26 protein-coding genes are annotated in these 26,839 nt (G+C 72.4%); 15 read left to right on the forward strand and 11 right to left on the reverse strand.

Annotation, left to right across the window (positions count from 1 at the left end):
• The first annotated feature begins 2 nt into the window (after window positions 1–2).
• Entirely contained in the window at window positions 3–671 is a 669-nt protein-coding gene (cas6e, locus tag Air01nite_RS06950) for a type I-E CRISPR-associated protein Cas6/Cse3/CasE (RefSeq protein WP_203701102.1), read from the forward strand.
• On the opposite strand, the gene Air01nite_RS06955 is transcribed toward cas6e, so the two are convergent.
• Window positions 646–2,016 carry a hypothetical protein gene (locus Air01nite_RS06955; RefSeq protein WP_203701103.1) on the reverse strand — a complete coding sequence of 457 codons (1,371 nt, stop codon included), beginning with the start codon at window positions 2,014–2,016 and terminating at the stop codon, window positions 646–648. The genes cas6e and Air01nite_RS06955 overlap by 26 nt on opposite strands.
• Before the next feature lie 464 nt (window positions 2,017–2,480).
• Complete coding sequence (locus tag Air01nite_RS06960) at window positions 2,481–2,939, reverse strand: MarR family winged helix-turn-helix transcriptional regulator (RefSeq protein ID WP_203701104.1); 459 nt, start codon at window positions 2,937–2,939, stop codon at window positions 2,481–2,483.
• 62 nt (window positions 2,940–3,001) lie between these two features.
• Here Air01nite_RS06960 and Air01nite_RS06965 point away from each other — a divergent pair, with 62 nt between their 5' ends.
• Window positions 3,002–3,370 (forward strand): VOC family protein, encoded by a 369-nt coding sequence (locus tag Air01nite_RS06965; protein WP_203701105.1) that lies wholly within the window; start codon window positions 3,002–3,004, stop codon window positions 3,368–3,370.
• Between the two features lie 8 nt (window positions 3,371–3,378).
• Here Air01nite_RS06965 and Air01nite_RS06970 read toward each other — a convergent pair whose 3' ends face one another.
• Window positions 3,379–4,026: a hypothetical protein gene (locus Air01nite_RS06970; protein WP_203701106.1), complete on the reverse strand. Its 648-nt coding sequence runs from the start codon at window positions 4,024–4,026 to the stop codon at window positions 3,379–3,381.
• A complete protein-coding gene (locus tag Air01nite_RS06975) occupies window positions 4,019–4,516 on the reverse strand; it encodes a sigma-70 family RNA polymerase sigma factor (protein WP_203701107.1) in 498 nt (165 codons plus the stop codon). The genes Air01nite_RS06970 and Air01nite_RS06975 overlap by 8 nt, the downstream gene beginning before the upstream one ends.
• Before the next feature lie 246 nt (window positions 4,517–4,762).
• Here Air01nite_RS06975 and Air01nite_RS06980 point away from each other — a divergent pair, with 246 nt between their 5' ends.
• Window positions 4,763–6,979 carry an ATP-dependent Clp protease ATP-binding subunit gene (locus Air01nite_RS06980; RefSeq protein WP_203701108.1) on the forward strand — a complete coding sequence of 739 codons (2,217 nt, stop codon included), beginning with the start codon at window positions 4,763–4,765 and terminating at the stop codon, window positions 6,977–6,979.
• Here the strand turns inward: Air01nite_RS06980 and Air01nite_RS06985 are convergent.
• Together Air01nite_RS06985 and Air01nite_RS06990 are read right to left on the reverse strand one after the other, a co-directional pair.
• Window positions 6,967–7,806: a hypothetical protein gene (locus Air01nite_RS06985; protein WP_203701109.1), complete on the reverse strand. Its 840-nt coding sequence runs from the start codon at window positions 7,804–7,806 to the stop codon at window positions 6,967–6,969. The genes Air01nite_RS06980 and Air01nite_RS06985 overlap by 13 nt on opposite strands.
• A gap of 41 nt (window positions 7,807–7,847) precedes the next feature.
• Complete coding sequence (locus Air01nite_RS06990; protein ID WP_203701110.1) at window positions 7,848–8,267, reverse strand: carboxymuconolactone decarboxylase family protein; 420 nt, start codon at window positions 8,265–8,267, stop codon at window positions 7,848–7,850.
• A 152-nt stretch (window positions 8,268–8,419) separates the two neighbouring features.
• On the opposite strand from Air01nite_RS06990, the gene Air01nite_RS06995 reads away from it, so the two are divergent.
• Window positions 8,420–10,684 carry a glycoside hydrolase family 9 protein gene (locus Air01nite_RS06995; RefSeq protein WP_203701111.1) on the forward strand — a complete coding sequence of 755 codons (2,265 nt, stop codon included), beginning with the start codon at window positions 8,420–8,422 and terminating at the stop codon, window positions 10,682–10,684.
• Here the strand turns inward: Air01nite_RS06995 and Air01nite_RS07000 are convergent.
• The 3 genes from Air01nite_RS07000 to Air01nite_RS07010 form a co-directional block, all read right to left on the reverse strand.
• Window positions 10,675–11,430 carry an LLM class flavin-dependent oxidoreductase gene (locus Air01nite_RS07000; RefSeq protein WP_203701112.1) on the reverse strand — a complete coding sequence of 252 codons (756 nt, stop codon included), beginning with the start codon at window positions 11,428–11,430 and terminating at the stop codon, window positions 10,675–10,677. The genes Air01nite_RS06995 and Air01nite_RS07000 overlap by 10 nt on opposite strands.
• Window positions 11,431–11,439: 9 nt before the next feature.
• Complete coding sequence (locus Air01nite_RS07005) at window positions 11,440–12,327, reverse strand: hypothetical protein (protein ID WP_203701113.1); 888 nt, start codon at window positions 12,325–12,327, stop codon at window positions 11,440–11,442.
• Between the two features lie 118 nt (window positions 12,328–12,445).
• The gene (locus tag Air01nite_RS07010; protein WP_203701114.1) at window positions 12,446–13,366 is read right to left on the reverse strand and encodes a LysR family transcriptional regulator; all 921 of its coding nucleotides are present in this window, start codon (window positions 13,364–13,366) and stop codon (window positions 12,446–12,448) included.
• A gap of 71 nt (window positions 13,367–13,437) precedes the next feature.
• Between Air01nite_RS07010 and Air01nite_RS07015 the strand changes: the two genes are divergently transcribed.
• The 10 genes from Air01nite_RS07015 (at window position 13,438) to Air01nite_RS07060 (ending at window position 22,643) form a co-directional block, all read left to right on the forward strand.
• On the forward strand, window positions 13,438–14,034 hold the full coding sequence (locus Air01nite_RS07015; RefSeq protein ID WP_203701115.1) for a short chain dehydrogenase: 597 nt from the start codon (window positions 13,438–13,440) through the stop codon (window positions 14,032–14,034).
• 51 nt (window positions 14,035–14,085) lie between these two features.
• Window positions 14,086–14,823, forward strand: coding sequence for a prepilin peptidase (locus Air01nite_RS07020; RefSeq protein WP_239090552.1), 738 nt, complete (start codon window positions 14,086–14,088; stop codon window positions 14,821–14,823).
• A gap of 168 nt (window positions 14,824–14,991) precedes the next feature.
• Complete coding sequence (locus tag Air01nite_RS07025) at window positions 14,992–15,186, forward strand: Flp family type IVb pilin (RefSeq protein ID WP_203701117.1); 195 nt, start codon at window positions 14,992–14,994, stop codon at window positions 15,184–15,186.
• Window positions 15,147–15,632, forward strand: coding sequence for a TadE/TadG family type IV pilus assembly protein (locus tag Air01nite_RS07030; protein WP_203701118.1), 486 nt, complete (start codon window positions 15,147–15,149; stop codon window positions 15,630–15,632). Before Air01nite_RS07025 ends, Air01nite_RS07030 begins: the two co-directional genes overlap by 40 nt.
• Window positions 15,623–16,642 (forward strand): pilus assembly protein TadG-related protein, encoded by a 1,020-nt coding sequence (locus Air01nite_RS07035; RefSeq protein ID WP_203701119.1) that lies wholly within the window; start codon window positions 15,623–15,625, stop codon window positions 16,640–16,642. The genes Air01nite_RS07030 and Air01nite_RS07035 overlap by 10 nt, the downstream gene beginning before the upstream one ends.
• A 20-nt stretch (window positions 16,643–16,662) precedes the next feature.
• Entirely contained in the window at window positions 16,663–17,460 is a 798-nt protein-coding gene (locus Air01nite_RS07040; protein WP_203701120.1) for an RcpC/CpaB family pilus assembly protein, read from the forward strand.
• Window positions 17,457–18,617, forward strand: coding sequence for a CpaE/TadZ family protein (locus tag Air01nite_RS07045; protein WP_203701121.1), 1,161 nt, complete (start codon window positions 17,457–17,459; stop codon window positions 18,615–18,617). Before Air01nite_RS07040 ends, Air01nite_RS07045 begins: the two co-directional genes overlap by 4 nt.
• Window positions 18,614–19,939 carry a TadA family conjugal transfer-associated ATPase gene (locus tag Air01nite_RS07050; RefSeq protein WP_203701122.1) on the forward strand — a complete coding sequence of 442 codons (1,326 nt, stop codon included), beginning with the start codon at window positions 18,614–18,616 and terminating at the stop codon, window positions 19,937–19,939. The genes Air01nite_RS07045 and Air01nite_RS07050 overlap by 4 nt, the downstream gene beginning before the upstream one ends.
• Window positions 19,933–21,741, forward strand: coding sequence for a type II secretion system F family protein (locus tag Air01nite_RS07055; protein WP_203701123.1), 1,809 nt, complete (start codon window positions 19,933–19,935; stop codon window positions 21,739–21,741). Before Air01nite_RS07050 ends, Air01nite_RS07055 begins: the two co-directional genes overlap by 7 nt.
• Window positions 21,742–21,743: 2 nt before the next feature.
• Window positions 21,744–22,643: a type II secretion system F family protein gene (locus tag Air01nite_RS07060; protein WP_203701124.1), complete on the forward strand. Its 900-nt coding sequence runs from the start codon at window positions 21,744–21,746 to the stop codon at window positions 22,641–22,643.
• A gap of 4 nt (window positions 22,644–22,647) precedes the next feature.
• Here the strand turns inward: Air01nite_RS07060 and Air01nite_RS07065 are convergent, their stop codons facing one another.
• Window positions 22,648–23,229: a response regulator gene (locus tag Air01nite_RS07065; RefSeq protein WP_203701125.1), complete on the reverse strand. Its 582-nt coding sequence runs from the start codon at window positions 23,227–23,229 to the stop codon at window positions 22,648–22,650.
• A gap of 159 nt (window positions 23,230–23,388) precedes the next feature.
• On the opposite strand from Air01nite_RS07065, the gene Air01nite_RS07070 reads away from it, so the two are divergent.
• On the forward strand, window positions 23,389–25,467 hold the full coding sequence (locus Air01nite_RS07070) for a serine/threonine-protein kinase (protein ID WP_239090549.1): 2,079 nt from the start codon (window positions 23,389–23,391) through the stop codon (window positions 25,465–25,467).
• Here the strand turns inward: Air01nite_RS07070 and Air01nite_RS07075 are convergent.
• On the reverse strand, window positions 25,451–26,806 hold the full coding sequence (locus tag Air01nite_RS07075; protein WP_203701126.1) for a serine/threonine-protein kinase: 1,356 nt from the start codon (window positions 26,804–26,806) through the stop codon (window positions 25,451–25,453). The genes Air01nite_RS07070 and Air01nite_RS07075 overlap by 17 nt on opposite strands.
• Between the last annotated feature and the right edge of the window lie 33 nt (window positions 26,807–26,839).

The following is a 26,839-nucleotide window of genomic DNA, read 5'->3' on the forward strand; positions in this document are numbered from 1 at the left end:
CCGTGTTCCTCACCCGGTTCCGAATCAACCCGGCACGCCGCGGCGCGCGCAAGCTGCTCTCATCTCCACACGCGATGCACGCCGCGGTCCGGGCCGCGTTCGCCACGCCGGAGGACCACGAACGCGACGGCGCCCGCACCCTGTGGCGGCTCGACAACCCGGCTCCCGCGACGGTCCACCTCTACATCGTCAGCCCGGGCCGGCCCGACCTGACCCACCTGGTCGAGCAAGCCGGCTGGCCGACGACCGAGACGTGGGCGACTCGCGAGTACGCGGGGATGTTGGACTCGTTGCGGGCCGGACAGCGGTGGGCGTTTCGACTCACCGCCAACCCGACGCACAGCGGGCGCAAGACGGCGGAATCCAAGGAGACACAACGGTTCGCGTATCTGCGGGAGGAGGAGCAGGTCGCCTGGTTGACCAGCCGGGTGGGCCGGCTCGGCTTCGTGGTGGCGACGCAGCAGGACGGTCACCCGAACCTGCGGCTCCACCACCGGCAGACACACACGTTCAAACGCGGCATGGGTACGGTCACCCTCGGCACGGTGACGTACGACGGGGTTCTGCAAGTGGTCGACGCCGACGCCTTCCGCCAGGCACTCAGACGAGGAATCGGCCATGGGAAAGCGTACGGCTGCGGTCTGCTTACCCTGGCGGCGGCAAACGCCTGAACGGACCGCTCGACGGTGATGCGGCGGCTCGCCGATCCGGGCCGTTCGAGGCGGCATGCTCCCCGCACACGCGGGGATGGTCCCGCGTCCGGTTGATCTCTGTCGGCGAATGGCGTCGCGTTCCCCGCAGGCTGGTCCGGCGGTCCCGATTGGCCCGAGGCCTCCGGATCCAGTGCTCCCCACACACGCGGGGATGGCCCCAGAGCCGGACGCTGCCGGCCGCCGAGCAGACGTGTTCCCCGCGCACGCGGGGGTGGTCCGGACTCGCCCGGCGGCTGCGCCTGCTCCCCGCGCACGCGGGGGAGGGGACGTGCGAGGGGCCGCCGTTGCTAGCGGGCGCCCAACTACGAACGGATCGCGACGAAGATTGAGTCGTTTGGCCACGGTGGTCGCTCCATGAACACGCCGAGATCCAGGTCGTGGCCGGCGTAACGCGCGAGAACGTGGCTGAACGAATAGTCCGGCAGTTGCGCGTGGAGGCCACCCGGTCGGAAGACGACCGCTCCCCAGCGGTCGGGTCTGCGTCGGCCTGGGCCCACGCGAAGATCCACCCGTCCGCCGTCTCTCCCCAGGCGATGAGGCCCTCGTGCTCGGGATACACCGGCAGCACGATCGGTAGGTCTCCCGCTGGCCTCGTGGCGATCGTGCGGGCCAGCAACCCGAACATGTCCGCGTCCCCGGCGGCGCCGGGTGCGGTGACGACGATGTCACCGATGCGGCCCGGTCCGTAGGTGTCGACGAACCTACGGCAGTCCGCGGGCAGCCGCACGCCCATGAACTCCTCCGCCTCGGCCCAGTCCGTGCGCGCGACGCCGGCCGGCGCGCGACCGATCAGCACGGCCAGCGAGTCGAGGTCGCCGGCCGGCGAGCCGGGCGTGCCCGACCTGGACGACTCCGGGCTCCTCTCGACGTCCGCGATCAGGAACTGGGACTCGCGGTCCGACTGGCTGTCGGGCTGACCTCCGACGGCGTTGATCAGGAACTGGGACGCCGGACCCGGCAGCGTGCGCCACCGCTGGAACTCCGCGTCGACCGCGACGAGCGGCCATCGGTCGGGGTCGTCGTCGTTCGTGAGCCAGCAGACCGGATCCATCCGGGGGCCGCGCGCCCACGGCAAGAGCCCCCCGGGCTCCGGGTAGATCGGGTGTGGGATCTGCAGTCCCGACGCCCTCGCGGCGCGCATGTCCTCGAGCCCGTAGGCGTGAAAACCCAGCAAGTCATCAATTGGATGACCGAAGTCGCCGGGCAGGTTGAGTTGCCACGGGCCGATGTGAATGCCGTCAGGCAAAGTTTCGGCGAGCAGCTTGTAGTCGGCCGGTAGGCGCAGGCCCAGGCCTTCTTCCATGGCAGCCCAGTCGAACTTTCCGCGTCGCCGAGCCTGCACTCCTAGCAGGAAACAGAGTCGCCCGACAGCGTCCGCACCGCTCATGCGCGATCCCGTCGTTGAGGTTCGTGCCGAACCCGCACCACCCTAGGGGCGCACCCGCGCAACGACTCGCCCATGACCTCCTTTGATCTCGCGTCACCGGTCGAACCCTGGATGGTGATCGCGCGGGCCGGCGACCGCGCAGTCCGTGACCAGGTTGGAGCACTTGCTCTCCTGGCTCGTCCGTTCCGTATGGCAACGTACGCTTTGGATCCGAGGTGCTCCCCGCGCACGCGGGGATGGTCTCGTCCCAGAAGGCTTTCTGGACCTGGATGGAGATGTGCTCCCGGCGCACGCGGGGATGGGCCGACGACGTGGCCGTGCCGGCCGCGCTCGTGCTCCCCGCCCACGCGGGGATGGTCGAGACGTGCGCGGGGAGCCAGCTATCCACCGTCGTTGGCGTCGCGCAGCGAACGGACCATGCTTCGCAGGATCCGGAGCGCGTCTGACTGCTCGGACTCCGTCAAGCCGGCGAGCATCCTGAGCTCGACGGACCGGACCGCGACGGTCGCCTGCTCGAGGCTGTGTCGGCCGCGAGGCGTGAGCCGCGTGGGAAGGACCTTCCCGACGGGTGCCTCCGCTGGGCGGGTCACGTAGCCGTCTCGTTCCAGTGCCTGGAGCAGCACGTTCATCGACTGCCGGGTCACGAACGCGCCCCGTGCGAGCTCGGAGTTCGACAAGCCTGGTCGTTGAGCCAGCAGCTCGAGGCAGGAGTAGTGCGTCACGGTCATCCCGAGCGGTCGCAGCACCGCCTCCATGGCCGCGCGGAGGGCACTCGACGCCTCTTTCAGGAGGTAGCCCAGGGACGTCTTCAGGTCGACGCCGGCGCCTTCTTGACTCATGTCAGTAGTCTGACATAGCTTGGTCTGTGTCAGAAGACTGACATAGAAGAAGGAGCATCATCATGCCCGCCACCGGCCCTGACTTCATCTCCCTGCAAGCTCGCGACCTCGGCGCGTCGCAGGCGTTCTACGAGCACTACCTGGGCCTCGTCCGCTCGCCGGCTGGGCCGCCCCATGCCGTCGTCTTCGAGACGACGCCGATCGCGTTCGCTCTTCGCGACGTCGCTCCCGGCACCGATCTCGCCTCGGTCGCTCAACCCGGCATCGGTGCCGCGATCTGGCTCCACGCCACCGATGTCCAGGCCATCCACGATGCTCTGGCGGCCGACGGTCACACCATCGTCTCCGCACCGATCGACGGTCCCTTCGGCCGGACGTTCACCTTCGCCGACCCCGACGGCTACCAGGTCACTCTCCACGACCGCGCCTGATCGGCCGACTACCGGGATGCCGCCCTGAGGATCGACACGATGACCTGGGTGCGGGCGTCGGTGTCGCCGCCGTAGACGATGACGAAGTCGTTGTCGCCTGACGGGGCGAACGACTGCATGTAGAGCGCCTTCTGCCATGGGTCGTCGGTGACGAGTGCCTGCAGGTCGCCGTAGGCGTTTCGGGGCAGTTCGACGACCAGGCCGGGCAGGCCGACGGGTTCGCTCGGTTGGCGGACCCAGGCCAGGCCCTCGACCGGGCTGCCCGCCGGACTCGTGTAGAAGCGTGTCTCGGCTCCCGTCGGCACCCTGAAGGACCCGGACGGAGGCGCGGCGGCGATCCCCAGATAGGACGGTATGCCCGGGAAGGCGACCGTTCGCGGCGGTGGGTTGCCGAGCGGCACGTGCGGCGTGCCCGATGGCGACGCGGCCGTCGACGGGGCGGCCGGGACCACCGTGGTGGGGCCGCCGTCGCCCAGGGCCGAGGCGGCGACCGGCACCGCGAGCGCCACGGCCCCCACGAGCAGCGCGCCGGCGACACCCCGGCGGACCCGCGCCTTGCGCTCCCGGGCGTAGACCGTGTCGAGCACGGCGCGGGCCTCCGGCTCCGGTTCGTCGCGGTTGAACTCCGCCCGCAGCTGTTCGTCGAGGTCAGGCATGAGGCAGCACCTCCTTCGAGGGTGACTCGCGGAGTTTGGCGAGCGCCCGGCTCCGCGCCGCCCGGATGCTCGACGGGCGGCGGCGGAGTGCGGCGGCGATGGTGGCGTCGTCCGCGTCTTCGAGATAGGTCATGACCAGCACCGCGCGCTGGATCGGCGGCAGCGTCATCAGCAGGCCGCGCAGGTGGTGCCGGTCGTCGACCTGGTCCACCGCCGACGAGGGCGGCGGCGCCGACAAACCGGGCCGGGCCGAAGACAGCCGCCGACGGAGACGGCGTGCCGAGCTGAGGTGCAGCCGCACCATCGTGGTCTTCGCGTACGCCACCGGGTTCCCGTCCCGGCGCACCGCCGGCCACGCCCGCCAGACCCGCAGCAGCGCGTCCTGCACGAGGTCCTGGGCGTCCTGCGGATCGCCGGTCAGTGCCCGCCCGTAGCGGAACAGCGCCGGCAGCCCCGCCGTGGCGAACTCTTCGAACTCCGTGCGGTCCACATCTCTATTACGTCATGAACGCCGCGACTGCTGCAGGTTCGCTGAGGGCGAACGACCACGGCGGTCGCACCCGGCCAACGCCGCGCTACCGTCAACCTCGGGTAGTGCGCCTGCCCGTGCCTCGGGTGACCGCCCACGCCGGTCGCCCGGGATGGCCAAGAGGCTTCGACTCAGCGCTCTCGTTTCGCGCGGCCATGTCGCGTCCGGAGAACGAGGGGCGTGGGGCCTCGCGAGGGCGTGAAAAGCATGTTCGAACGGTTCACCGACCGGTCCCGCCGGGTGGTCGTCCTGGCTCAGGAAGAGGCGCGGATCTTCAATCACGCCTCCATCGGCACCGAGCACCTCCTGCTCGGCATCCTCAAGGAGGGCGAGAACGCCGGCGCGCGGGCGCTGGTCAACCTCGGGCTCTCGCTCGTCAGCGTCCGGCAGCAGGTCGAGGAGGTGATCGGTGCCGGTGGCAAAGCGGCCGCCGGGCACATCCCGTTCACCCCGCGGGCCCGGCGGGTGCTGGAGCTGGCCCTGCGGGAGGCGATTCAGCTCGGCCACGGGCACATCGGGCCCGAACACATCCTGCTCGGGCTCGTCCGCGACGGCGGCGGGGTCGGCGCCCAGGTGCTCGCCGCGTCGGGCGCCGACGTCGACGCCGTCCGGCGGCGCGTGATCGAGGAGCTTTCGCAGAAGCAGGAAGAGCACCAACCGGCCAGCAGCGCCGTGCTCGACCAGTTCGGCACCAACCTCACGCACAGCGCGCGCACCGGCGGGCTCGACCCCGTCGTCGGCCGGGAGACCGAGATCCAGCGTGTCATCCGTGTCCTCTGCCGGCGCACCAAGAACAACCCGGTCCTGCTCGGCGATCCCGGTGTCGGCAAGACCGCAGCCGTCGAAGGGCTGGCGCAGCGCATCGCGGCCGGTGACGTGCCGCCGCGGCTGCGCGGCAAGCAGCTTTACACCCTCGACCTCAGCGCGTTGGTCGCCGGCTCGCGCTACCGCGGCGACTTCGAGGAGCGGCTCCGCAAAGTGCTCAAGGAGGTACGCGGCCGCGACGACATCATCCTGTTCGTCGACGAGATCCACACGATCGTCGGCGCCGGGGCGGCGGAGGGGGCGCTCGACGCCGCGTCGATCCTCAAGCCGCTGCTCGCCCGGCCCGAGCTGCAGCTGATCGGCGCGACCACCACCGACGAGTACCGGCGGATCCTGACCCGCGACCCCGCGCTCGAGCGGCGGTTCCAACCCGTCGCGTTGGGCGAGCCGACGGTCGCGCAGACCGTCGAGATCCTCACCGGGCTGCGCCGGCACTACGAGGCGCACCACGGTGTCGCGTTCACCGACGCGGCGCTCGCGGCCGCCGCGGCGCTGGCCGACCGGTACGTGGCCGACCGGTTCCTGCCCGACAAGGCGATCGACCTCGTCGACGAGGCCGGCGCCCGCACCCAGCTCCGCGGCGGGACCACCGTGGACGAGGACGACATCGCCGAGGTGTTGGCCGACTGGGTCGGTGTGCCGGTGCGGCCGCTGAGCGAGTCCGAGACCCGCCGGCTCGCCCGGATGGAGGACGAGCTGCACCGCCGGGTGGTCGGCCAGGACGAGGCGGTCGGTGCGGTGGCGCGCGCGGTGCGCCGTACCCGAGCCGGTTTGAAGGACCCTCGCCGCCCTGCCGGGTCGTTCGTGTTCGCCGGGCCCACCGGTGTCGGCAAGACCGACCTCTGCCGCGCCTTGGCGGAGTTCCTGTTCGGCGCCGACGACGCGCTGATCCAGCTCGACATGTCGGAGTACCACGACCGGCACACCGTGGCCCGGCTGGTCGGCGCGCCGCCCGGCTACGTCGGCCACGACGAGGGCGGGCAGCTGACCGAGCGGGTGCGCCGCCGGCCGTTCTCCGTCGTGCTCTTCGACGAGGTCGAGAAGGCGCACCCGGACGTGCTGCTGACCCTGCTCCAGATCCTCGAGGACGGCGCGCTGACCGACGCGCAGGGTCGCAAGGTGGACTTCCGGAACACGGTGGTCATCCTGACCACGAACCTCGGCACGCGGGCGGCTCCGGTCGGGTTCACCGAGTCCATGGTGGACAACCAAGCCGCGGGTGTACGCGCGGAGCTGCGCCGCCACTTCCCGCCCGAGCTGCTCAACCGGATCGACGAGACGGTGGTGTTCCGGCACCTCGCGGAAACCGAACTGCTCGCGATCGCCGACCTGATGCTGGCCCGGGTCGCGCAGCGGCTCGCCGCCCGCGACATGGCGCTGGTGGTCACCGACGACGCCAAGCTGCACCTGGTGCGGCACGGGTTCGATCCGGCTTACGGTGCCCGCCCGCTGCGCCGAGCCATCCAGACCGGGGTCGAGGACGCGCTGTCCGAGCGGATCCTGCTGGAAGAGCTCCGTCCAGGCCAGACGGTCGTGGTCGATGTGGACGGTGCCGAGCTGGCGTTCCGCGTCGACGAGCTGGCGGATCAGGCCGGGTAAGGGGTTTCCTGCCGCGGCAGCACCACGATGTCGCCGGGCCGCACCCGCCGCGGCCCGGCGGCACCGTCGAACCAGACGTCGTACGCGACCGGCGGCCCGTCCGCCGCCCACCACAGCCCGACGACCGATCCGCCGGCAGCGCCCGCCCGGACCCGCGTCCCCGGCGCGTGCCCGTCGTCGCCGACCACCAGCAGGGCGTCGAGAATCTGCCGCACACCGGTCCAGGGCGCGCCGGCCTCGTCGCGGAAGTTCCGGAACATTTCTCGCAGCCGGGGGTACGCACCGGCGGTCAGCGCGCCGTCGATGCGCTCCCACAGGATCGTCCAGTCCCCGTCGAGCAGCCGGCGCGCGGCGCGGTCGATCTCGGCACAGACCAGGTCGATCGCCGCCTCCTCTCCGGTCTCGGCTGCCCAGGCCCGCTCACCGGCACTGGGCGCCGCGTCCGCGACAACGAGGTAGAGCATCGCCAACAACGCCGCGCGCCCGTCGCCGGCATAGAACCCGTCTATGCCCGGCGGAAACCGCGACGCCAGATGCCCCGCCCGCCCGCCGGGCAACCGCGCGGCCCGCCGCGCATCGGCGACACGCACGTCCACCGGCCGGGCGGCGCGGGCACCGAGCGACCAGCGCCGCCCGCCGTCGAACAGGGCGACGGGATAAACGGTCCGGCCGTAGTCGCCGAGCGTCTCGCCGGCCCGCAGCCCGGCCGTGGCCACCTGCCGGGCCGCGACCGAATAGGCCACACCGCTGTGCGCGGCGTGGGCCCGGACCAGGCGCTTGCGCGCCCGCCCGGAACGGGGACGCTTACGCGAACGCTCGTCGGTCATGGCGGCCCTCCCGTGATCCCCTCTGACGGTACAGCCGGCGGTCAGCCCGTCCTGACCGGGAGCAGACCGCGTTCGGCGAAGACCTTCTTGGCGACCATGGTGGCGTTGAGGGCCTTGGGGATCCCGCAGTAGACCGCCGAGTGCAGCAGCGCCTCGACGATCTCATCGGCGCTCAGGCCGACGTTGAGCGACGCGTTGACGTGCACCTCGAGCTGCGGTTCGCAGCCGCCGAGCGCGGTGAGCATGCCGAGCGTGACCAGTTGCCGGTCGCGCGGCGGCAGCCCGGGCCGGGAGTAGATCTCGCCGAAGGCCCACGAGACGACCTGGTGGCCCAGCTCAGGGCTGACATCGGCGAGCGCGTCGATAACCCGCCGGCCGCTGTCGCCGTCGACGCGGTCGAGGACCGCCATCCCATGCTCGAAACGGTCCTGACGGTGATTTGCGGTGTTTCCGTCGTTCATCCAAGAAACGTAGAACCTAGACCCAGCTCTAGGCCAAGCGACATTTGCCTAGAGCGGCGCTCTAGGCCAAGCCGCATTGACACACGCCACACTTGCTGCCAGCATCCCATGCAACTGGGAGCGCTCCCAGTCTCTCCTTCGATGCACCGTCCATGCCCATCGAAAGGAAACCTGTGACTTCGTCGAATCCCTGGCGGCGCCGCATCGCCGCCGTCACCGGCCTCGTGCTGGCGGCCACCACGCTGGCCGGTGCGCCAGCCGCGGCCGAAGGACCCGAGCAGATCGTCAACGGCACCTTCGACAACGGCCACGCGCCCTGGTGGGCGACCGGCAACCTGACCCTCGACTCCAGCAGCGGCCAGCTCTGCGCCGACGTGCCGGGCGGCACGGTCAACCCGTGGGACGCCATCATCGGCCAGGACAACATCCCCCTCGTCGCCGGCGAGACCTACGAGTTCCGGTTCTTCGGCACCGCCACGCCCGCCCGTGTCGGCAAGGCGCTGATCCAGCTGCCGGTCGACCCGTACACCCAATATCTGTCGGCGACCCCGGAGCTGAGCGTTTCGGGCAACGACTACACGTACACCTTCACCTCGCCCGTCGATCTGCCCAACGCGCAGGTCGCGTTCCAGATCGGCGGCAGCGCCACCGCGTGGCGGATCTGCCTCGACAACATCTCGCTGCAGGGCGGCGCCGAGCCCGAGGAGTACGTGCCGGACACGGGTCCGCGCGTGCGCGTCAACCAGGTCGGCTACCTGCTGCACGGCCCGAAGAACGCGACGCTGGTGACCGACGCGACCACGCCGCTGCCGTGGCAGCTCAAGAACGCGACCGGCGCCGTCGTGGCGCGCGGGAAGACGACGCCGCGCGGCGTCGACGCCTCCTCCGGGCAGAACGTTCAGACCATTTCCCTGTCGTACGGGCGAAAGGGCACCGGTTACACGCTGGTGGCCGACGGGGAGACGAGCCGGCCGTTCGACATCGGCACCGACTTCTACGAGCAGCTTCGCCTCGACGCGCTGAAGTTCTACTACACGCAGCGCAGCGGGGTCGCGATCGACGACGCGCTGCGCCCCGGCTACGGCCGCCCGGCCGGCCACGTCGGCGTCGCGCCCAACCTCGGTGACACCGACGTGCCGTGCCAGCCGGGCGTCTGCGACTACCGGCTCGACGTCGCCGGCGGCTGGTACGACGCCGGCGACCACGGCAAGTACGTCGTCAACGGCGGCATCTCGGTGCACCAGCTGATGAGCGAGTACGAGCGCTCCGCCCACACCGGCCAGGTGCGCACCCTGCGCGACGGCACCCTCGCCCTGCCCGAGAGCGGCAACCGGGTGCCGGACATCCTCGACGAGGCCCGGTTCGAGCAGGAGTTCCTGCTCAAGATGCAGGTGCCGGCCGGTCAGCCGTACGCCGGAATGGCCCATCACAAGATCCACGACGCGGCCTGGACCGGCCTGCCGCTGCTGCCGCACCTCGACCCGCAGCCACGCGAGCTGCACCGGGTCTCGACCGCGGCGACGCTCAACCTGGCCGCCACCGCGGCCCAGGCGGCCCGGGTCTTCAAGCCTTACGACAAGGGCTTCGCGGCGCGCAACCTGGCCGCGGCCAGGACGGCGTTCGCGGCGGCGAAGACGAACCCGGCCCTCTACGCCGACCCGGCCGACGGCGTCGGTGGCGGTGCCTACAACGACGACGACGTGAGCGACGAGTTCTACTGGGCGGCCGCGGAGCTGTACATCACGACCGGCGAGCGCGAGTACCGCGACGCGATCCTGGCCTCGCCGCTGCACACCGCCGACATCTGGCGGGACCGCGGTTTCGACTGGGGTCACACGGCGCAGCTTGGCCGGCTGGAGCTGGCGACGCTGCCGAACAAGCTGCCGGATCGTTCCCGGGTGCGAGCGTCTGTCGTCGCAGGCGCCGACCGCTATCTCGCGACGGCGCGGGCGCACCCCTACGGCATCCCCTATGCGCCGGCCGAGAACACGTACGACTGGGGCTCCAACAACCTGGTGCTGAACAACGCGGTCGTGCTGGCGGCGGCGTACGACCTGACGGGCAGGGACCGCTATCGCGACGGCGTACTGGAGACAATGGACTACGTCTTCGGCCGCAATGCGCTCAACCAGTCCTATGTGACCGGTTACGGCGAGGTGGCGTCGCACAACCAGCACAGCCGGTGGTACGCGCGGCAGCTCAACCCCGACCTGCCCAACCCGCCGCGGGGCACGCTGTCGGGCGGGCCGAACTCGTCCATCCAGGACCCGGTCGCGCAGCAGAAGCTGCAGGGTTGTGCGCCGCAGTTCTGCTACATCGACGACATCGAGTCGTGGTCGACCAACGAGCTGACGATCAACTGGAACGCGCCGCTGGCCTGGATCGCCGCCTTCGTGGCCGACCAGGATCAGGGCTGAGGTGGGCCCTGGCCGACGCGGGCGGCCGCGTCGGCCAGGCCACCCCGCCACCAGCCCAGCGCCTCGACCCACCAGGTGATCCCGGCGGCGGCGTAGGGCGCGACCTGCGCGTGCGTGTCGGCCGCACCCTCGACGGCGACGTCGATCGGGCGGCCGGCACGGCTTCTCACGAACTCGACGGCGGCGGCGACGTCGTCGACCGGCGGCGCCTTCGGCGGCCAGTGGCCCTCGAATCCCGGCATCGCGCCGTCGAAACGGGCGGCCCTTTGAAGTCCTTTTCGCCGCGGCCAGCGGCCACCACACCAGATCGGCGCGCGGTCGGCACCCCATCGCTCCCACAGGGCGGTGAGCTGGTCGAGGCGGTCGTCGAGGGCCCGCCCGCGCGCCCGGAGGTCGGGATCGAGGCCGAAGTCGGCGTACTCCCTGTCCATCGACCCGATGATGGCGAGCAGGGTGAGCCGCCCACCGGAGAGCGCGTTGATCGCGGCGGTGTCCTGCGCGACGTCCTGCACCTGCCGCCGCGGCAGCACGACGGTGAGGATGATCCGGATCCGCCGCGTCCGGGCCGCGATGGTGGCGGCCGCGACGGTCGAGCTGGCGACGGGCCAGCCGGGCTCGTCGTAGAGCAGGTGATCCCAGAGCTGCACGCCGTCCCACCCGCGCTCCTCGGCGGCGACGGCGAGGTGGGTCAGTGCCCGCGCGTCACCGAACGCACCGACCGTCGGCAGCCCGACCGCGTACTCCATGGCAGGAACCTACTGCGGCAGTGCCGTCACCGGGTGCGTGCCTCGGTGATGCGCGACGTCGTCCCACATCTCCCGGAACCCGCGGATCAGCTCCGGATGTGCCTGGACGAAGAGAAACTCGCAGAACGCGTCGAGCCGCTGGTGCCGGTCCCGGTTGGCGGCGTTGAGCTGCAGCATGAGGTGCGTACCGTCCACGAGGATGAACTTGAACGGATAGCGCAGGTCGGCGGTCTTGAGCGTGACGTTGCGGCGCCCCGCGTCCCACAGCTCGACCATGGCCGCACAGTGCGCCTCGAAGACGGGTTTGGCCGACCCGAGCGCCTCGGGCCGTCTCATCTGGACGATGCGGTGGTAGGCCAGGTCGCGATCCGCCGTGACCCGGGTGATCAGCATGTCCAGGAAGCCGGCGAGCACGGGGTCCTCGATCGACGACGCCGGATGGTCGCCGGAGTCGTCGATCACATCGAGGACGAGGATCTCGCGATGCGCGGCACGGCAGGCCCGGGTGACCGGGTCGTCGTCGCTGGACGCGAGCGCGCTCAGCGCCTTGATGGTCTGGTAGGTGACGGTCTGACCGACCTGATGCCCAAGGTCGGCAAGCCCGGCCAACAGCCGTCCGGTCGCGTGATCGACGGCGCGGCCCTGCCCGACCACGGTCTCCTCGACGGTGTCGGCGTGCTGCCCGAACGCGCGCACGAGCAGCTGCATGACCGCCGCGAACCCACCGATCGCGAGGGCCGCGGCCACGGCGGTCATGCTCGCGATCCCAAGGGACCCACCAGCGAGGTCTTCGGCGACGACACCGAGGATGGCACCGGCAATGAGCCCGGCGAAGGCCGTAGAAACCGACGAGATCGTGATGAGCCGCCGCTGACGTGGCTCGCGCGCGATCGCCATCACTCAAGGTTGCTGCGCACCCACCCGGGCGCGCTATCCCACGACGCCCGAATGTTCAGGATCATCCACTGTGGCCGCCGCGCCAGACGAGAAGGCCGCGCATGCAACCTCCCCGGGTTCACCGCCCGTCAGGAAGAACACGATATTCGCCGGGTGTGGCCGGGGTCGGCGGTCGCGGCGGCTGTTCGGCGGCGCCGGTCGTGCGCCGCACGTGGTCGACGAAGGCGTGGGTGGCGGGATGCGTAGGGGTGCGCGGCCAGACCAGGTGGACCGTCACGGGGGGTGCGTCTGAGACAGGCAGGTAGCGGACGCCGGGGTGCGGGTGGCTGTGGGCGGTGCCCTCGGCGGTGACGCCGACCGCCTCTTCTGTGGCGATCGCGGTGAGCCACTCGTCGACGTTGGCTACCTCGAACGTTTGCGGTCGCTGCCCGTCGGGCCAGAGTCCGGCCGTGGTGGCGGCGGTCGAGCAGATGACAACCCGCCGGTCGGCGAGGTCGTGCAGGCGTACGGCCGTGCGGCGGGCGAGCGGATCGCCTTCGGGCACGGCGGCTAGGCGCCGCTCCCGGTACAAGGGCTGGGCCGCCAGCCCGCGGCCGGGAGCGGGGGCGCTGCGCAGGACGGCCGCATCGATCTCGCCGCGGCGCAATGCCACGTCCGGGTCGTCGTGGCGGTGCACCCGTACCGGGGTGCCGGGATGTTCCTCGCGCCAGCTGCGCAGCAGCGGCACGGTGCGGTCTCCCAGCGCCGCCGAGGCGAAGCCGACGCGCAGTGGTCGCGGCCCTGCCGCGGCTTGCGCCAGCGCGTCGTCGAGCTGGTTGAGGATGAGGTGGGCGCGCTCGCACAAGGTGCGGCCGGCTTCGGTGAGTGCCAGGCGGCGGGTGGTCCGCTCCACCAACTGGATGCCGAGGCGGCTCTCCAACTGCTCCAGGGTGCGGGAGAGCGCGGGCTGGCTGACATGCAGGACGGCCGCGGCGCCGGTGATGGTGCCTTCATCCCCGATCGCGGCCAGCGCCCGCAGGTGCCGCAGCTCCACATTCATAACTGCTGACTATAAGTGCTTCGCAGACGGCATTTCCCTCGTCCGGTGGGCCGGCCCTAGCGTCCCCAGGCATGAAGATTCTCCTCATCGGCGCCACCGGCACACTCGGCACGGCCGTGCGCATGGCACTGACCGCCCGCGGCCACGAGGTCCTCTCCGTCGGGCGCACCGGCGGCGACCTGCGCTACGACGTCGCCGACCCGGCACAGACCGCAGACCTGTACGAGCGGGTCGGCCGCTTGGACGCGGTGGTCAGCACCGCCGGCGACGTGCCCTGGAAGCCGCTCACGGAGATGACACCCGAGGACTATCAGGCTGCCTTCCGGGGGAAGGTGCTCAGCCAGGTCGATCTGGTGCGCCAGGGGGTCGCACGCGTCGCTGAGCGGGGCTCGTTCACCCTGATCACGGGCGTGCTGGCGCGCGAGCCGATCCCCACGGGCAGCGCGGCTTCCATGGCCAACGGCGCGGTGGAGGCGTTCGTGCGCGCCGCGGCCATCGAGATCGCCCCGCAACGCATCAACGCGGTCAGCCCCACGGTCTTCACCGAGAGCCTCGCCGAGTACGGGGACTACTTCCCGGGCATGAGAGCCGTCGATCTCGCCGACGTCGCTCAGGCCTACCTCCGCTCCGTCGAAGGCGCCCAGACCGGGCAGGTCTACGTGCCGTAGCCCTCGTTCTCGTGAATGCATCAGGTCGGTGGCTACGATGCGCGCGTGTCGCTGGCGCTGGTCGTCGCTGCCGCGGTGGGCGGTGGGTGCTGGGGTGCCGTGGTGCCCGGGCTCGTCAGCCGGTATGCGGTGGCGTGGCCCGAGGGTGAGCCCCAGCCGCCCGCCTGGCGGCGCGTCTGCCAGCACTGCGGCAAGGACCGGCCACACTGGTGGCTGGCCTCCGGAAGATGTCCCGGCTGTGGGCGGGCACCCGCACCCAACCGCTGGGTGACCGTGCCCGTCACGGCGGCCCTCTGCGCGGTGATCGCCGCCGCCGTCGGGCCAAAAGCCGCGTTGCCGGCGTTTCTCCTCCTCTCGGCACTCGCCGTGCCGCTCGCCGCTGTCGACCTGCTGGTGTTGCGGCTGCCTGATCCGTTGGTCGGCGCCCTCGCCGCCGGCGGCCTGGTCCTGCTCGGCGGCGCCGCACTCATCGACGACAACGGCGCGGCCCTGGCCCGCGCAGGCCTCGCGGCCGTCGTCTGTGGGGCCGGCTACCTGATATTTGCCCTGGTCATGCGGGCGCAGATGGGGTTCGGCGACGTCAAGCTCGGCGCCACCCTGGGCCTCTTCCTCGGCTGGTTCGGCTGGCCAGCCGTCGTCGCGGGGGTCGTGCTGGCGCCTGTCGTCAACCTGCCACTCGTCCTGGCTTTGTTGGTGACCCGGCGCGCCGATCGCCGCGCGCAGGCGCCGTTTGGGCCTGCCATGGTGGCGGCGGCGTTGGCCGCCGTCGTCTTCGGTGCCGTTCGGTAGCCGAACGGTCACATTCCTGCTCGTGTGATCGTCCCGCATTTTTGTGGCCACTCACAGCGATCATCCAGTCCGGATAGCGACCGGCGACTGAATGACAGTGATCTCTTCCCGAAAGAGACTCATGTGCGTTCCCGACCCTGTCCCGACACCCAATTTGGAGTTTTGTCGATGATCGAGAAGATCAAGCGGTACGCCGGTCGGCGTGATCGCGATCGTGGGGCGACAGCGACCGAATATGCCCTGATCATGGGGTTCATCGTGGCCGCGGTCGTCATCATCCTGGCCGTGTTCGGTCCGGCGATCGCGAACAACTTCGACTCGGCGTGCCGCAGGATCGTCAACGCACCGACGTGTCTGCGGTAAGCAATCTCGAAGGGGTGGCGCCCAGCCGGCCGCGCCGGTCGGCCGGGGCCGCCTTCGGCGGGAAACGGGATCGCGGCGCCGCCGCGGTGGAGGCCGCCTTCGTATTTCCCATTCTGTTGCTGATCGTTTTTGGGATCATCGATTTTGGACGGATGCTCAACGCACAGATGAACGTTACCGAGGCGGCGCAGCAGGGGGCGCGGATCGCGTCGTTCGGTGACCGGCCGGACGATCGGGTCCGGGAGCTCGCGGGTGACGATGCGCGCGTCAGCGCGATCCGGGTCTGCGAGGTGGCCGGCAGCGCAGGGGGCGACGCGCGGGTGACCGTCACCGCGTCCTTCGAGTTCGTGACTCCCGTCGGCGTGCTCGCGGCGATGGTGAGCGGCGGCGGGAGCAGCCGCGGCGACGTCACGCTCGCCAGCAGCGGAGTCATGCCGTGTTCCTGAACCGCAGGCGTGACCGCGGCGCGGTTTCCGCGATCGCCGCGGTCCTGTTCGGGACCGGTGTGGTGCTCGGGGTCAGCGCGTTGGTCGTGGACGTCGGCCTCATCTACGTCGAGCGCAAGCAGCTACAGACCGGCGCCGACGCCGCCGCGATCGACGCCGCCCGGGTCTGTGCCACCGACGCCACCCGGTGCGGCGGCGCGGCCATGGACCGGACCGCCGCCGCGTACGCCCGGCAGAACGAGAACAACGGCGAAGCGACGGCGATCGTCTGCGGGCGCGGCGGCGACCTGCCGAGTTGCCCGGCCGGCGGCGCCCGGTGTGTGCGGCCCGCACCCGCCGACGGCGCCTACGCCGAGGTGCGCACCAGCATCCGCCGTGCCGACGGCTCGAACCTCCTGCCGCCGGTGTTCGCCCAAGCGGTGCTCGACGACTACGACGGCGCCGCCGTCAGCGCCTGCGCCCGCGTTGCCTGGGGGCCGCCCGCCGCGGCCCGGACGACCGCGCTGGCGATCTCCACCTGCGACTGGCAGCGGATGAGCAACCGCGGCCGACTCCTGCCGTCCGTCGAGGAGGCGATTCCGCTCTTCGACGAGACAGATCCGACCTCCTGCGGCCGCAATGGCGTCGGCAACGGCAACCGGGGCGGCTTCCGCTGGTTGGAGAGCGCCGACTGCCGCACCGACGTCGAGACGGCCGAGGAGAAAAGGGCCGGCGAGCGGCCCGACGGTTGCCTCGACCTCCTCGAAGCGACCAGGGGCAAGGCGATCGCCGTGCCGATCTTCAATCGGGTGAGCGGCCGCGACTACACCATCCGGGGCGTCGCGGCGTTCGTCGTCACCGGCTGGCGCCTTCCGGACGACGTCGAACCGTCGCCCCGCCTCGGCCGCGACTGTGCCGACCGGGAAGCGACCACCTGCGTGTTCGGCTTCTTCACCCGCGCCGTCGTACCCGGCGGCGGCGCCGTCGGTGGCCCCGACCTCGGCGCACAGATCACCGCACTCATCGGCTAACGACAGGGAAACGACCGGACATGAACCGACGCGTCATCGCCGTATTCGCCGCCGTCGTCATCGCGGCCGCGGGAGCCGTGGCCGTCCTGCTGTACGCGAGATCGGCCGACTCCAGAGCCGTCGCGGGCAAGGCGGCTCGCACCGTGCTGGTCGCGGAGAAGCAGATCCCGGCCGGCACCGACGGCCGCGCCCTGCGCGAGGGCGGCTACCTGCGGCAGACCCGCATGCCGGTCGAGACCCTGCCCGACGACACCCTCGAGGTCGTCGATCCCGACCTCGACCTGCTGGTCACCACCGCCGTCGTGCAGCGCGGCCAGTTGGTTCTGCGCACCATGTTCGGCACCGCCGTCAGCCACTCCGGCATGGTGATCCCCGACGGCAAGCTGGCGGTCTCGGCCAAGGTCAAGTCGGCGGTGTTCGGCCCCGGATCGGTCCGCGCCGGCACCCGCGTCGCCATCTTCTACACCTACACACCGCAGGACGCCGGAAAGCCCGACGAGGTATCGGGCGGCGGACTCGAACGCGCCCGCGACGTCAACAGCATCACCCGCGTGCTGATGACCGACATCGAGGTCATCTCGGTGGGACCGGCCGAGGACGACGGAGGCGACGGCGCCGCGCCACTGCCGGCCACGGCCGAGACCACCGGCGAGCGCGACGTCGCCATCACCTTCGCCCTCGACCAGCGGCAGGCCGAGATCCTGGCCCACGCCACCGCACTGGGCGGGCTGCTCAACGTCGGCCTGCTCGGTGACTCCTCGGACGTCAGGCCCGACCGGGGCGTCGACAACGGATCGCTCTTCGGGAGGGCGGGATGACGATCCTCTTCGAACCCAACCGGCAGTGGGCCGCGCACCTGACGCCGCTGCTCGGCGCCGGCGTCCACACGGTCGCCCGGTCCGAGGACCTGCGGCGGCTGCTCACCGATCTGCCGGCCGAGCCGCTCGTCGTCGTCGGGCCGACGACACCGGCCACGGTCGCGCTGGAGGTGGCCGCGTTGCAACGGCTGCGGAGGCCGGCCCTGGGGGTGGTCCTGCTCCGCGAACGCCTCGACATGGAGACGATGGCACAGGCACTGCGGTCAGGGGTACGGGAGGCGGTCGACGCCCACGACACGGCCGCCGTGCAGTCCGCGTGCAGCCGCTCGTTGGAGGTGTCCCGACAGTTGACCGGCGCCGCCGCACCAACGGCCGCGGAGGCGAGGATCGTCACCGTCTTCTCCGCCAAGGGTGGCTGTGGAAAGTCCACATTGGCCACCAACCTGGCCGTCTGCCTCGCCGACGGCGGCCGGCACCGGGTCTGCCTCGTCGACCTCGACCTGGCGTTCGGCGACGTCGGCATCATGCTCCAGCTCGCACCGGACAGGGGGATCGCCGACCTCGTCGCGTCGCGGGACCGGATCGACGCCGGACTGGTCCGGGCGCTGCTGACGCCGTACGCGCCGGGTGTCGACGTCCTGCTCGCGCCGGTCGGCCCGACCGAGGCCGAGCGGATCGACCGCGACCTGGTCGTGGCGGTGCTGGCCGCGGTCCGCACCATGGCCGACTACGTGGTCATCGACACGCCCGCCCACTTCAGCGAGGCCGTGCTGGCCGCGCTCGACGTCACCGACGTCCACGTCCTGGTCGCCACGCCCGACGTGCCCGCGCTCAAGAACCTCCGGATCGCCATGGACATGCTCGACCTGCTCGGGCTCGGCAAGGACAACCGGCTCGTGGTGCTCAACCGCAGCGACGCGAAGGTCGGCCTCTCCGGCGCCGACATCGAGCGCGTGCTGCAGAGCCGCACCACCGGGCACATCCCGTCGAGCCGCGACGTGCCGATCTCGATCAACCGTGGCACCCCGATCGTCGTCGACAAGCCGAGTCATCCGGTGAGCAAGGCGATCCGTGACCTCGCCTCGGGCGCGATCGCCCAGCAGGCGACGGCGCGCGGCGGCCGGTGGCAGCGCGCCCGGTCGGGCGGTGGGCGATGACGCTCACCGACCGGCTCACCCAACGGCAGCACGGTGCGCGCAACGGCGTCGGGTCGGCGGCCGCGCTGCGGCTGCGCGTACACCGTGAGCTGTTGGCCATTCTCGGTCCGCAGCTCTACGACCGCCGCACCGGCGACGCGGCGCTCGAACAGAAGGTCCGGGAGACCATCAACGACGTGCTGGCCCGGGACGACTCGCCGCTGGCGGTGGCCGACCCGGCCCGGGTGGCGGCCGAGCTGATCGACGAGATCCTCGGCCACGGCCCGGTCGAGCCGCTGCTGCGCGACCCGGACATCACCGAGATCATGGTGAACGGTCCCGACCGCATCTACGTCGAGCGGTTCGGCCAGATCCACCACGTCGACGCGGCGTTCGTCGACGAGACGCACCTGCGCCGGGTGATCGACCGGATCGTCTGGCGGGTGGGCCGGCGGGTCGACGAGGCGAGCCCGATGGTCGACGCCCGGCTCCCGGACGGCAGCCGGGTCAACGTGGTCCTGCCGCCGATCTCGCTCGACGGTCCTATGTTGACGATCCGCAAGTTCGCCCGTGAGGCGTTCACCGTCGAGGACCTGATCGGGTTCGGCACCGTCAACCAGGAGCTGGCCCAACTTCTCTACGCCTGCGTACGCGGGCGCCTCGACATCGTGATCAGCGGCGGCACCGGCTCCGGGAAGACCACGACGCTCAACGTGCTGTCGGGCTTCATCCCCGCCAACGAGCGGATCGTCACCATCGAGGACGCGGCCGAGCTGCAGCTGCGCCAGGAGCACGTGCTGCGGCTGGAGGCCCGCCCGCCGAACATCGAGGGCCGCGGCGAGGTCACGATCCGCGACCTGGTCCGCAACGCGCTGCGGATGCGCCCCGACCGCATCGTCATCGGCGAGGTCCGCGACGGCGCGGCGCTCGACATGCTCCAGGCGATGAACACCGGCCACAATGGATCGCTGACCACGGTGCACGCCAACGCGCCGCGGGACTCGATCGCCCGGCTCGAGACGATGGCCCTGATGGCAGGGCTCGACCTGCCGGTACGGGCGGTCCGGGAGCAGGTCGCCTCCGCCGTCGACCTGATCGTCCACCAGGAGCGCATGCGCGACGGCGCCCGGCGGGTCACCCACGTCTCCGAGGTGATCGGCATGGAGGGCGAGGTCGTGACGCTGCAGGACCTGTTCGTCTTCGACCACCGCGCCGGCTTCGACGAGCACGGCCGGCACCAGGGGACGATCCGGTGGACCGGCCTGCGGCCGCGGTTCCTGGACGCCCTCGCCGACGCCGGGATCGCCGTGCCCGCCGGCCTGTTCGAGAGCTCGCCGTGGTGATCCGGCGCGTGCTGGCCGGCGCCGCCGGCGGGCTCGCGGTGCTGCTGCTGGCCGGAACACCGGCGCACGCGGACGGCGCCCTGCCCGTCGCGGTCGGAAAGGTCCGCGCCGCGGAGGTCGAACTGGTCGCGGCGCTGCCCACCGGCGCCGGTGGCCGCCTGCCCGCCGTCACCGTGTCCCGCGACGGCTACGCGCTGCCGGCGGGGATCCGGCCGGGTGCCGCGGCCGGCGGGCCGGCGCCCGCGCGCACCCTGACCCTCGTGGTCGGCGGCGCGGCCGCCCGGGACACGGTGGCGGCGCTCGCCGACAGCGTCCCCGCCGACGTGGCCCTCGGGCTGGTCGCCGCCGCGGACCCGCCGGTCGTCGCCGTCCGGCCGACCCGCGACCGCGCGGCGTTCCGGGCCGGCCTCGCCCGGCTGTCCACCGGCGGCGGCACCGACCTGCTGGCCGGGCTGCGGTCGGCGGCGGCCGCCGCACCCGACCAGGGCGAGCGGCGGCTGCTGCTCGTCGCCGCGGACGCGGGGTCGCCGGGATCGGACCTCGCCGCGACCCGGCGCGCCCTGGCCGGCCAGCGGCTCGACCTCGTCACCGTCGGGGAACCCGACGCGGGTCTGCGTCGACTCGCCACCGGCAGCGGGGGAGGAGCCACCTCGGCGGCGACCGCCACGCTGGCGGCGACGGTGCGCACGGCGGCGGCGATGCCGGGCCTGTTCACCATCACCGTGCGGGTCCCACCCGAGCTGGCGGGCACGACCGCGACGCTGCGGGTGACGGCCGGCTCCGGCGCCGCACGCCGCACGGCCGACGTCGACCTGCGGTTCGCCGACGCGGCCGGCACGCCGCCCAACACAGACGGGGGCGGAACGGCTCTGTTCGACCTCGTACGCCCTGGTGGGCTCGGCATCCTGCTGTTCGCCGTCCTCCTGCTCGCGGTGCTGCTCGCGGCGTTCGGCGGCGGAAGCACCCGGCAACGCCGGCTCGACCAGGTCCAGCGGTTCCGGCTCGCGGGCCGCGGCGCCACGGTCACCGGGCCGGCACCGGGACGGTCCCCGGCGGAGCGGACCGTCCCGGGATCCAACCGACCCGACGACGCCGGCGTCACGCTGCCGCGCGGCCACCGGTTGCGCCTGCGGATCGGCGCGATCTGCGCCGGCACCGTGCTGCTCGGGCTGCTGTTCGGCGTCGCCGGTGCCGTGCTCGGCGCCCTGCTGGGCTGGCTGGTCTCCACCGGCTATCCGCGGTGGCGGGAACGGCGGCGCCGGCAGGCGTTCGCCGACCAGTTGCCCGACGCGCTGCAACTGGTCGTCAGCTCCCTGCGCTCGGGCTTCTCGCTGACGCAGGCATTGGACGCGGTCGTCCGCGACGGCCCGCCCGGGCCGCTCGGCGAGGAGCTGGGCCGGGCGCTGGGCGAGGTCCGGCTCGGCGCCGACCTGGCGGACGCGCTGGACCGGGCGGCCGCCCGCGCCGGCAACCAGGACCTCTCGTGGGCGGTGATCGCCATCCGGATCCAGCGGGAGACGGGCGGCAACCTCGCCGAGACGCTGGAGACCACTGTGGAGACGCTGCGCGAGCGGGACCGCCTGCGCCGGCACGTCCACGCGCTGTCGGCCGAGGGGCGGCTGTCCTCGTACATCCTGATCGGTCTGCCCTTCGCGATCGGCGCCTGGATGTTCCTGATCCGCCGCGACTACGTCAGCGTCCTCTGGACCACCGGCGTCGGCCTGATGCTGCTGATCGGCGCCGGCCTGCTGATGGTGATCGGCGCGTTCTGGATGTCCCGCTGGCTGAAGGTCGAGGTCTGAGCATGCTGTTGCTGATCGGCATGGTCGCCGTGGCCGGCGGGCTCGCGGTCGCCGCGGTGGCGCTGGCCGCGGGGCCGCACGACGCGGTCGCACGCACGATCAAGACCGTCGACGAGGGGTACCGCGTCGCTAACGCGGACACGGTGCCCGGCGTCGCGCGGCCCGGTGCGCTGCCCAGACGGGCGTACGCCCTGGGTAAGGCGATGGGCCGCGGCGGCACGTCGGCCTGGCTGACCAGGCGGCTGGACCAGGCCGGGAACCCCACCTGGCTGAGCGTGGAGACCGTGACCGCGTACCAGGGCCTGCTCGTGGTCGTCGGCGGCGCCGCCGGTCTGGCCCTCGCGGTGCTGTTCGCCCCGCCGCTGACCTGGCTGGTCTGGGCGGTGGCGGGCGCGGCCACCGGCTACGCCGCACCGGCCCTGCTGGTGCTGCACCTCGCGCAGGAACGCCAGGAGCTGGTCCGGCGCACGCTGCCCGACGTGCTGGACACCCTGGTCGTCACCGTCGAGGCCGGGCTCGGTTTCGAGGCCGCGCTGGCCCAGGTGGTGCGCAACGGGCGCGGGCCGATGGTCGGCGAGTTCGCCCGCGTGCTGCACGAGATGCAGATCGGCCGGCCGCGGGTCGACGCGCTGCGGGAGATGGCCGCCCGGACCAGCGTCACCGAGCTGCGGGCCTTCTCGTCGGCGGTCGTGCAGGCCACGACGCTGGGCATCCCGATGGGCAAGGTGCTGCGGGCGCAGGCGGCCGAGATGCGGCTGCGCCGCCGCCAGCGGGCCGAGGAGATCGCGCAGAAGGTGCCGGTGAAGATCCTGTTCCCGATGGTGTTCTGCATCTTCCCGGCCCTGTTCGTGGTCGTGATCGGGCCGGCGATGATCAAGATCCTGGAGGCGTTCGGTGGGTGAGCGGTCAACCGGCCTGCGGGAGGTCGCCGCCGCCGGCCGTCTTGGTGCGCACGCGGGCGACGTACGTGCGCACGGTCGACTCGCCCACGCCGAGCCGCTTGGCCACGGCGGCCTGGCTGAGGCCCGCCCGGACCAGGTCGTACACCTCGCGCTCGCGCCGGCTCAGGCCCGCCGCCCGGGTGTGCCGCAGGGCGGCGTTCAGCGTGTGCGCCGAGTAGCTGAGCCCGCCGGACAGGCAGGTGCGGATCGCCGCCGCGAGCTCGACCACACCGGCGTCGCGGGCCACGTAGGCGGCGACGCCGGCGGTGACCGCCCGCTCCAGGAGGCCGTGCCGGGCCGGGCCGACCACCAGCACCGGCAGGTGCGGCCGGGCGGCGCGCAGCTGCTGGGCGAGGGCGATGCCGTCGCCGTCGGGCAGCCGCAGGTCGACGGTCACGACGTCGGGGGCGAGGGTCTCGACGACCCGGCGGGCCTCCACGACCGAGGCACTGCGACCGGCGAGCTCCGTGTTGGCGATCGTGGCGACCGCGCGGCTGATCGTGAGCTGGGTCGTCGCGTTGGCGTGGATGGCGAATACCGTCGCCAATGCACCACTCCGATCCGGTCGGTCCCTTCCTTTGCCCCGTATGAAGTCCTGTCGACGGTACTTGACGTGGCTATGGATGGGCCAAGCGAATGCTTAGGTGACGGTTAGGTCTTGCTTAAATCGCCTGGATGATCCATTGCGGACGCGAGAGGAGGAGTCGTGGAGGAGGGCACGCTGCTCGGCGCGCGCTACCGGCTGACCAACCAGCTGGGCGCCGGCGGCATGGGCGTCGTGTGGCAGGCGTACGACAAGGTCCTCGACCGCGACGTGGCGATCAAGCTGTTGGCACCGCAGTTCGCTCGCGATGGCGAGTTTCGCCGCCGGATTCTCGCCGAGGCACGGGCCGCCGCGCGGCTCAACCATCCGCACATCGCCAGCGTCTACGACTACGGCGAGACGACGGGAGCCGGCGACCGGCGGCCGTACGTGGTGATGGAGCTGCTGCACGGCCGCTCCCTGGAACAGCGGCTCAAGCGCGGCGCGATCGGCGTGGAGCCGGCGCTGCGGATCTGCGCGGAGGTGGCGTCCGCGCTCGCCGCCGCACACGCCCGCGACGTCGTGCACCGCGACGTCAAGCCGGGCAACGTGATGCTGCCGGCCGGCGGCGCCAAGGTGGTCGACTTCGGACTCGCGGCGGTGGCCGGCGTGCACGACGTGATCGAGGGCGACCAGCTGCTCGGCACGCCGGCCTACCTGGCGCCGGAACGGCTCGACGGGCGCCCGGTGGTCGCCGCCACCGACGTGTACGCGCTCGCCCTGCTGCTCTACCGCCTGCTCGCGGGCCGCCTCCCGTGGACGGCCGAGACCAGCACCCAGATGCTCGAAGCACACATCTACCTGGAGCCGGCGCCGTTGCCGAACCTGCCCGGCGTGCCGCCGGTCGTCCGTGACCTGCTGCACCGCTGCCTGCGCAAGGAGCCCGACGAGCGGCCCGTCAGCCGCGAGGTGACCGTCACGCTGGCCCGGGCCGCCGGAGTGCGGGTCCCGCTCGACGGGCTCGAGGAGGCCGACCCCGACGACGGCGACGAGGCACCCGCGGAGGTGGCACCCGACTCCCGGACGACCGCCGACCGGCGCCTGCCGACCGGTCGCGGCGCGTCGCGCACCGGCCCGGAGCCGTTCGCGGCACGGGTCGGCACCGGGCTCGACATGTCGCTCGACCACGTCAGCCTGCGGCGCCAGGCCAGCGTGATGCTGCGCGAGACGATCGGGTTCGACCTGGCCATCTGGGCGGTGCTCGACCCGGCGACGCTGATGTGGGCGGCGTGCGTGGTCGACGGCGGGCCGCACGACCACTCACTGGAACGGGAGCTGTTCGCCAACGAGTACGGGCAGGACGACGTGCTGCGGCTCGTGGACCTGACCGGGGACCAGCGGATCGGGACGCTGCACGGCGCGACCCACGGCGATCCGGAGCTGAGTCCCCGGTTCCGGTCCATCCTGCGGCCGCGGGGGTTCACCGACGAGCTGCGGCAGTCGTTCCACGACGCCGACGGCACGTGGGGCGCCCTGTTCGCCTACCGGGCCGGCGGTGTGTTCTCGGCCGACGAGCTGGCCCAGCTCGCGCCGGCCGGACGGCTGCTCGGCGCGGCGATGCACAACGCCTTGGCACGCGGGAACCCGCCGCCCGCGCCTGCCCCGGCCGCCCCCGCACCGGCCGAGCCGCCGCGCGTCTCCCGGTTCCGGCGGCGCCGCGCGGAGCTCGCACCGGCACCCGTGTCACCGGCGGTCCCGGAAGCGCCGGACTCCGAGTCGGGCCGCCTGATGCTGGCCGCCGACGGCCGCCTGCTCGACGTGACGGCGTCCGCCCGCGGGGTCCTCGACGCGGTGGAGCTCGACCGGGTCGGCGGCGCGGTCGCGAAGGGCCGGCGGACCGGCCTGATCGACACGTCGGGCGGGCTGCGGTACGACGGCCGCTGGCTGGCCTTCCACGCCGTCGACCTGGACAGCGCGATCGCCGTGACGGTCGGCCGCATCCGCCCGCACGAGATCAGCGCCTTCGTCGTCCGGGCCCGCGGGCTGCAGGGCTGGCACGGCAAGCTGCTGGGCGCGGTCGCCCGTGGCCGCAACACCCGCCAGATCGCCCGCGAGCTGGGCCTGTCCGTCTACGCGGTCGAGGACGGCCTGACCGAGCTGCTGACCGCCTTCCGTGCCGGCAGCCGGGGTGAGCTGCTGTCGAGCCTGTTCTTCGACCACTACGTGCCGTTCCACGCCTCGGACGTCATCCTGCCGCGTTGACCACGGGGGTTGCGGCAACGGTCCCACCCTCGTCGGGCGCCGAGGTTTCGGTCGGTGCCGGCTCGGGGGAGGACGTCGGCTCCGGAGCCTGCGCCGGCGACTCGGCACCGGTCGACGGATCCTCGCCGGCCTGCCCCGGCGGGCTCGCGGTGACGGCGCCGGCCGGCGGGGTGGTGCCCGACACCTCGGGCCTGGCGGTCCGCCGTCCGGTCGGGCTCGGGAAGGTGGCGGGCACACCGCTGACCGGCAGCGGGTCGTCGCCGGACGGCTCTGCGCCGGCCGGTTGTTCGGCGTCGCCGGTTGCGGCCGGTTGTGGGGATGGACCGCCCGGGCGCGGGATCAGGCCCGCCGGGTCGGCGATCGCGAGCCCGGCCAGCAGCACCGCGACCAGCACGAGCACCGCGCCGGCCAGCCGGCGCCGCGGCCTGCTGCGCGGCTCGTCTTCCGTCGGGGCGGGCGTCTGGTCCTCCGTCGTCGGCGGCACGGCGGCGCGCGCCGCGAGCACGGCCGTCGCGGCGCCGGTCTGCCCACCGTCGACGGCGTCGGCCAGCGCGGCGGCGCTGTCGAACCGCAGGGCCGGCTCCTTGGCCATCGCGGTCTCGACGATGCGGCGGAGCTGCGCCGGCACGTGGTCGGGCAGCGGCGGTGGATCCTCGTGGAGGTGGCGCAGCGCCACGGTGAGGGCGTTGCCGTCCTCGAACGGCGGCCGGCCGGCCAGGCAGTGGTACGTGACGGCGCCGAGCGCGTACACGTCGGTCAGTGGGGTGATCTCCTGTTTGGCCACCTGCTCCGGAGCCATGTAGAGCGCGGTGCCCACCACCTCGTCCACCCGCGTGTGCGACATCCCGCCGGCGGTGACCGCGACACCGAAGTCGATGAGGACGACCGCGCCGCCCGGGGTGACGATCATGTTGCTCGGCTTGACGTCGCGGTGCACCACGCCGGCGTCGTGCACCGCCTGCAGGGCCCGCGCCGCCTGGGCGACGATCGACCGCGTCTCGGCGGGGTCGAGCGGGCCGGCCTCGGCGATGCGCCGGGAGAGCGGCTCGCCGTCGACGTTCGCCATCGCGATGTACGCGGCGCCGGTCCCGTCCGGCAGGTCGGTCTCGCCGTAGTCGTAGACGTCCGCGACGCCCGGATGGTGCAGAGCGGCCATCGCCCGCGCCTCGCTGCGGAACCGCGCCTGTGCGGTCTCGTCGACGATGCCGCGCAGCAGCTTGACGGCGACGGTGCGGCGCAGGACGGTGTCGGTCGCCCGCCACACCTCGCCCATGCCACCGGTGGCGATCGGCGCGTCGAGGCGGTAACGGTCGTCGACGAGCAGCCCGGGCTCAACCATGCCGAAGTGGATACCCAGGTGGCGGCCCGGCAA

The sequence above is a fragment of the Asanoa iriomotensis genome, assembly GCF_016862515.1.
GTDB lineage: Bacteria > Actinomycetota > Actinomycetes > Mycobacteriales > Micromonosporaceae > Asanoa > Asanoa iriomotensis.